This window comes from Thermogutta sp. (genome assembly GCF_014359955.1).
In the GTDB taxonomy this organism is placed as follows: Bacteria; Planctomycetota; Planctomycetia; order Pirellulales; family Thermoguttaceae; genus Thermogutta.
Genome location: NZ_JACIYL010000774.1, coordinates 1 through 2,055, shown reverse-complemented (window position 1 = coordinate 2,055; position 2,055 = coordinate 1). Strand labels below are relative to the sequence as shown.

At 58.4% G+C, this 2,055-nt stretch carries 1 protein-coding gene and 1 pseudogene; both read left to right on the top strand.

The annotated features are described in order from the left end of the window. Positions 1-352: pseudogene (locus H5U08_RS16835) on the top strand (hypothetical protein); the annotation flags it as partial. Between the two features lie 315 nt (positions 353-667). After that, positions 668-1,861, top strand: coding sequence for a class I SAM-dependent rRNA methyltransferase (locus H5U08_RS16830; RefSeq protein WP_297035726.1), 1,194 nt, complete (start codon positions 668-670; stop codon positions 1,859-1,861). Positions 1,862-2,055 lie beyond the last annotated feature (194 nt).

Below are 2,055 nucleotides of genomic sequence, written 5' to 3'. Positions count from 1 at the left end.
GGAAGCGATCGCTTTTCTCCACTCCGGCGGTATTGGAGAGGTGAAGTTTGCCCGCGGGCTGTGCTACAAACGGCGAAAGTCGATTGGCCCGAAAGGGGATTATCCGATTCCACCCGAAGTCGATTTCAATCTCTGGAGTGGTCCGGCAACCTACCGCCCCCTGAGCGAAGTCTCACCCGTTGTGCGGGCCCTGGCACAGGAGCAATTCGACCACTACGTCAAACGGGTGCGTGTCTTTGCGGCACCATCCATTGCGGGGGAGATCAGACGGCTGGGTCCCTTGACTGAGTTGATGCATCAAGCTGTGGAAGCGACGGAGTCTTCCGAAGGCAACTTGGCCAACTTGGGTTAACGGTGCGGATCGCAAGGCTTGGTGCGGACCATCCGGAATTTGCCGGGCAGGACTATGCGCGTCCGCGAGAGCCAGCGGGCAAAACATCCTCCAGCGATCGACCGGCCGACGCTGTCCGTGTTTTCCTTTTCCGTGTGCTCTCGGCGTCCGAGCACCACCCCAGATTTCCCCGGAGGCACCGGCGATGTCTCGAGGTCCAAGGTCGACTCCGGTGCCCGATCTCCTGGCCTTCTTTCGTTTCCAAGTTGTGGCATAATCGAATCGTATTTCAACCAATGAGGTAAATGATCCGGTTTATGAATCGAGATTCACGCGATGAAGATGGAGGTCACCGGAAAAGTCGTCGTCCGACAGGATCGCCTGCGGCCGTTTGTGGAGCGTCACCCATGGGTCCGGGCAACTGCCGTGGAGCTCGTGGAAGGCAACCCGCCCGACGGGGGAATTGTTGACCTTGTTACTCGGGAGGGGCGGTTCATCGCGCGGGGACTTTACAACAGCCGGAGCCAGATACGCGTCCGCCTTTACACGTGGCAGGATATTCCGTTGGACCGGGAGTTCTGGCGTGATCGCATCCACAGGGCTCTGGCCCTGCGTAGCGAATTGGGGTTGATCACACCGCAAGGAGCCGTGCGACTGGTTTTCAGCGAGGCAGACGGGTTAAGCGGGCTTATCGTGGACAAATACGGCCCGTATCTCGTTGTGCAAACCAATGCCCTGGGGTTGGAGCAGCGGTCCTGCGAACTCCTGGAAATCCTGGAAGAGGCGATCAAACCGCGCGGCATCGTTCATCGCTGCGACCCGGAAGTGCGCGATCAGGAGGGCTTGACTGTTGACCGCGCCATCCACGGCACCGTTCCCGATGGTCCCATCCTGATCGAGGAGCATGGAATCCAGTACGGTGTGGACCTTCTCACTGGCCAGAAAACGGGCTTCTACCTGGATCAGCGAGAGAACCGGCGTGTGGCCGCACAATGGACACGGGATAAACGTGTCCTTGATATGTTCTGCTACACCGGGGGATTCGCCCTGTGTGCAGCGAAGCTCGGACGGGCCAGGGAAGTATGGGGCTATGATAGCAGCGAAAAAGCCGTCATTCTCGCGCGGGCCAACGCGGAACACAACGCCGTCCCCCGCGCCCGTTTTGAAGTGGGTGATGCGTTTGAAGTGCTCAAGGAACTCCGGGAACGCGGCGAGCGATTCGACGTGGTCATCCTTGATCCACCAAAATTCGCCTCCGGAAAGGCGAAACTTCCCGAAGCCCTTCGCGCCTACCATTTTTTGAATCGAATGGCGGTGGAACTCATTCCCCCCGGCGGCTACCTCATCACGTGCAGTTGCTCCGGATATGTGACCCGAGAAGATTTCTTCAACGTCATTTTTGGAGTTGCCCAGCAAACCCGAAGAGATATTCAGATCCTCGAGCAGCGAGGCGCCGGTGCGGACCATCCTGTCAGTGTGACGTGTCGCGAAACAAACTACCTGAAGTGCTTCATTTGCCGGGTCCTTTGACAGGCGGACCGAGTGGCATCCGAGGCTCAGCGTCTTGACTCATTCGCCGAGCCAATGTAGGTCCACCGCGCGGAGTAGTGAGGTGTCTCAAACACTTCCACGCGCAGGCTTTCGAGGTTGCCTGGTAACTGCGTCGCGATTCGCTCCTTCAAAATACTGCCGAGATATTGGGCCAAGAGCTCGGCCGTTACGTT